A 270-nucleotide genomic window follows, 5' to 3' on the forward strand; every position below is an offset into this window, starting at 1 on the left:
CAGCGCAAGGGCGACCCGCACGTCTTCGCCGCCGACGAATCCGTACGGCCCGACGCCTCGCTGGCCGCAATGGCCAAACTCAAGCCCTCCTTCCGCACCACCAACGGCACCGTCACCGCCGGCACCGCCTCCCCGCTCAACGACGGCGCCGCCGCCCTCCTCCTCGTCGACGAGGAAGGCCTCAAGGCCACCGGCCGCGAACCACTCGCCCGGATCACCGCCACCGGCGTCAACGCCCTCGACCCCCACTACTTCGGCCTCGCCCCCGTC

1 protein-coding gene is annotated in these 270 nt (G+C 72.6%); it reads left to right on the plus strand.

Annotated features, from left to right (window positions below; genetic code table 11):
• On the plus strand, nucleotides 1–270 hold a 270-nt coding region (locus IG08_RS0153575; protein WP_030622454.1), incomplete at both ends, for a thiolase family protein.

The organism is Streptomyces fulvoviolaceus (assembly GCF_000718165.1).
Classification (GTDB): domain Bacteria; phylum Actinomycetota; class Actinomycetes; order Streptomycetales; family Streptomycetaceae; genus Streptomyces; species Streptomyces fulvoviolaceus.